3 protein-coding genes and 1 pseudogene are annotated in these 4,029 nt (G+C 59.2%); all 4 read left to right on the top strand.

Features of this window, described 5'->3' with window-relative positions; genetic code table 11:
• Positions 1-795: NAD(P)-dependent oxidoreductase (locus C9413_RS28945; protein WP_170251264.1), on the top strand; the 795-nt coding region annotated here is incomplete at its 5' end.
• Between the two features lie 174 nt (positions 796-969).
• Positions 970-1,917 (top strand): sugar-binding protein, encoded by a 948-nt coding sequence (locus C9413_RS28940; RefSeq protein ID WP_040114806.1) that lies wholly within the window; start codon positions 970-972, stop codon positions 1,915-1,917.
• Between the two features lie 128 nt (positions 1,918-2,045).
• Complete coding sequence (locus C9413_RS28935; RefSeq protein WP_052451757.1) at positions 2,046-3,560, top strand: sugar ABC transporter ATP-binding protein; 1,515 nt, start codon at positions 2,046-2,048, stop codon at positions 3,558-3,560.
• A gap of 11 nt (positions 3,561-3,571) precedes the next feature.
• Positions 3,572-4,029 (top strand): annotated as a pseudogene (locus tag C9413_RS28930) (ABC transporter permease); the annotation flags it as partial.

The following is a 4,029-nucleotide window of genomic DNA, read 5'->3' as shown; positions in this document are numbered from 1 at the left end:
GCCCTGGATGGCGTGACCCATGTGTTGCATATGGCCGCGGTCAAGGAATCGCCCGATCTGGCGATCGACGTGGGCGTCAAGGGCATCTTCAACCTGCTCGAGGCTTTCCGTACTTCGAAGACGGCAAAGCAGTTCCTCCTGATCGGCGGCGATTGCTCGGTGGGCCACATTTTCCATCCGTACGATGCCCCTATTACCGAAAATTCCCCGCGCCGCGCCTATCCCGGCTGTTACGCACTCACCAAGGTTATCGAGGAAATCATGCTCGAGCAGTACCGCATTCAATACGGCATCAATGCCTGTAGCCTTCGAGCGCCCTGGATCATGGAGAAGGATGATTTCCGGCATGCGTTGAGCTTCCGAGATCAGTTCGGCGGACCGGCGTGGGGTGAATTCCTGACGATAGAGGAAATCGCCCGGCATGCCGGTACTGGCGCCGTCCCATTGCTTCGCGATGCGAAGGGGGCTGCGCTCAAACGCAATTTCATCCATGTCAGCGATCTTGTCAGCGCCATTCTCCTGGCCTTGGACAATCCGGTCGCCAATGGCGGACTGTTCAATGTCGCTATGGATGTCCCCGTGGATTATGCCACCGTCGCGGCCCAACTGAGCGCCTCGCACGGTCTGCCGGTTGTAGAGATTTCGACGCCCTATCATAGCAACTGGCTCGACAATACCAAGGCACGCATGGTGCTCGGTTGGCGTTCGGCCGTCGACCTCAAGCTCCTTATCCAGCGCGCCTGGGCCTATGCCCGAGCGCCCGATGACCCGCGTCTTGTCTGGTATCCGGGATAGGACACACGCGGCAAGCAATATCCGACGCTGGCTCCGGGGATGATCCGAATGCGACCGTCCGGGCCCACGAAAGCAAAGGATATGTGCCGCCCTCAGGCAATGGATTGCCTCGGGGCATTCAGTAACGCCGAGGAGTATGGCCGTGACCATGCTCTTAGAATGGGAGGATAAACAATGAAGCTGAACCTTGCCGCCTCGATCGCCGTGGTTGTTTCCTGTCTGGCCGGCCCCGCTGTCGCTCAGGAGAAGCCCCAGTTGGCTTTCGTCGTGAATGCCGCTTCGGATTTCTGGAAGCTCTCCGAAGCCGGAGTCAAGAAAGCCCAGGAGGAATTGCCGGGCTACGAACTGCAGTTCCGCTATCCGGCGCAGGGAACGGCTGCCCTGCAGAACGCCCTGATGGATGACCTTGTCGCTGCCGGCACGGATGCGATCATGATCTCTTCGGCCGACCCGAAGAACTCCATCGATGCATTCAACCGCGTTGCAGCCCAGGTACCGTTGTTCACCACCGACAGTGACGCGCCCGCTAGCAAGCGCATTGCGTATCTGGGATCCTCCAACACCTTGGCAGGCGTGCAGGCTGGCGAAATCGCCGTCGCGGCGATGCCCAAGGGCGGAAAATGCATGGGGTTCGTCGGCTTCCTTGGAGCCGACAACGCTATCGAACGGATCGCAGGGTTCCGCAAGGCTGTGGAAGGATCGGGGATCGAGCTCGTCGACGTGCGCGGAGATGACGTGGATTTCGCCCGTGCCCGGTCCAATGTGGATGACGTGCTTGCCGCCAATCCGGAAATCACCTGTATGGTCGGGTTCTATTCCTACAACCCGCCCAAGATCTACGAGGCCCTCCAGGCTGCGGGCAAGCTCGGCGCGATCAAGGTCATCGCATTCGATGAGGACCCGATCACCCTGGGTGCGGTGCGCGAAGGCAGCTTCGCCGGAACGGTCGTGCAGGACCCCTACCAGTGGGGTTACCAGGGCATGCTCCTAATGGCAAAATACCTCGAAGGCGACAAGTCGGGTGTTCCGGCGGATGGCCTCATCATTGTTCCGACCAAGGTCATCACCAAATCCAATGTCGATGCCTTCGAGAAGGAACTCAAAGAGCGCATTGGCGGGTAAACTCCTCCCGGTCAACGCGGTCGCATCGGGCTCGGGCCATTTGCCGGGCCCGGTGTGCGCTTGTTACTTTGTATATCCGCACAACGCCGAACCATCGCTGTTGCTGCACAATCAGATGGCCACGACATATGACGACTAAAGAGGATCAGAAACGCCCCCTGCTGGTGCTTGAGAACATTTCAAAGGCCTATACCGGCGTGGTGGCTCTCTCCAATGTGTCCATGTCGGTCATCGCCGGCGAAGTGCTCGCCCTGATCGGAGAAAATGGCGCCGGCAAGTCCACCCTGATGAAGGTCCTAGGCGGTGTCATCCAGCCCAGTTCGGGCCACATCCTTGTCGATGGCGTACGATACGAGCGGTATTCGGTCACCGAGTCCCAGGCCGCCGGGATCGCGTTCGTGCATCAGGAACTCAACGTCTTCGACAATCTCGATGTGGCGGCCAACATGTTTTTGGGCCGCGAAAGACGGGCGGGCTTGCTCGGGTTGCTGGATGTGAAGAGCATGCGTGCCGCGGCCGAACCGCTTCTGCGACGGGTCGGGGCCACGTTCAAGCCTGACACACCAGTCGCTGACTTGTCGTTGGCCGAACGGCAATTGCTCGAAATCGCCAAGGCGCTCTCCATCAAGGCGCGCATAATCATCATGGATGAACCGACGTCGTCGCTGACCCTGTCGGAAACAAAAACACTGATGAGCGTCATTGCCGACCTTAAGGCCGAGGGCATCGCCGTCATCTACATATCGCATCGTCTGAGCGAGATTGAGGAATGCGCCGACCGTGTCTTCGCTTTGCGCGACGGCAAGGCAGCCGGAGAACTCGGCAGGTCTGAAATAAACCATGACGCCATGATCCGGATGATGATCGGACGTGACCTCAATTCCTTGTATGCGCCGCCGGCTCGCCCTGCCGGCGAGCCTATCCTGTCCCTGAGGGCCGTCAGAATCCGCGCAAAGCCAGGGGCCTTGGTCGAATTCGATGTCTACGACGGGGAAATTCTGGGCGTGGCCGGACTGGTGGGTGCGGGACGAACGGAATTGGCCGAGGCCATTTTCGGTATCGACGCCATTCTCGAGGGCGAGGTGATGCTGGCGGGCAAGCCTTTCAGGGCAGCCAGGCCGCGCGACGCCATAGAAGCCGGCGTCTATCTCGTGCCGGAGGACCGCAAACGAACCGGCCTCGTCTTGGAAAGCGCGATCTGCGAGAATATTTGCCTCGCCGATCTGGGCTCAGTGTCGTCCAACGGCTTCGTTTCGCAGAGCCTGGTTAAGGCGCGCGCCGAAGACCAGCGTGTAAAACTCGGCATGAGGACCACCGACGTCATGCGCAACACAGCCGAACTTTCCGGCGGGAATCAGCAAAAGGTTGTGCTGGGCAAATGGCTTTCGATGCGGCCGGCAATGATCATTTTTGACGAGCCTACCCGCGGCATCGATGTCGCTTCCAAGGTTGAGATCTACAAGCTGATGCGCGCTTTGGCGGATGCAGGCGTCGGGATCATGATGATCTCCAGCGACATGGAAGAAGTGATCGGCGTGTCGGACCGTATCGTCGTGTTGCGGGAAGGAGAAATCGCCGGATCGCTGTCGCGATCGGAGTTCTCCGAACACAATGTGCTCAAGCTCGCTGTCGGCGCAAATTAGGAAAGAGACCGATGCACAAAAAAGACTTCGGGTTGGCAGTCCTGATCATAGTTGTGGGAGCAGTCGTCTATTTACGAAATCCGCTGTTCCTCTCGCCGATCAATCTGGGCAATACTGCCAACCTCATCGGCCTGTTCGGCCTCTTCGCGATCGGGCAGGGCTTTGTCATCATGACGGGTGGCATCGATCTATCGGTCGGGTCGATGATTGCACTGCTCGGAGTCATATTTGTCGACATGGTGGGCAAGTTCGGCGTGCCATGGCCGGTGGCAATCCTTGTCGTCATATCCAACGGGACGCTTTTGGGACTGCCTCATGGCCTGTTGTCCCCAAAACTCAGGAGGCACCCTTCCGTGGTGCTCCTGTGTGGCTTGCTATTCTATCTCGGCGCCGCGCGCGGCTATACGGGCGAACCCACCGCCGGCTTCCCATTCGGCGCGAATTATCCGGCGCTCGAATGGTTGACGAT

The sequence above is a fragment of the Rhizobium sp. SEMIA 4085 genome, assembly GCF_013004495.1.
Classification (GTDB): Bacteria; Pseudomonadota; Alphaproteobacteria; order Rhizobiales; family Rhizobiaceae; genus Rhizobium; species Rhizobium gallicum.
This window is presented reverse-complemented; position numbering and strand designations above follow the sequence as displayed.

Excerpts from the sequence above, each read along its gene's own strand:
- C9413_RS28940 (WP_040114806.1), top strand. The coding sequence starts at position 970 with ATGAAGCTGAACCTTGCCGCCTCGATCGCCGTGGTTGTTTCCTGTCTG.
- C9413_RS28935 (WP_052451757.1), top strand. The coding sequence starts at position 2,046 with ATGACGACTAAAGAGGATCAGAAACGCCCCCTGCTGGTGCTTGAGAAC.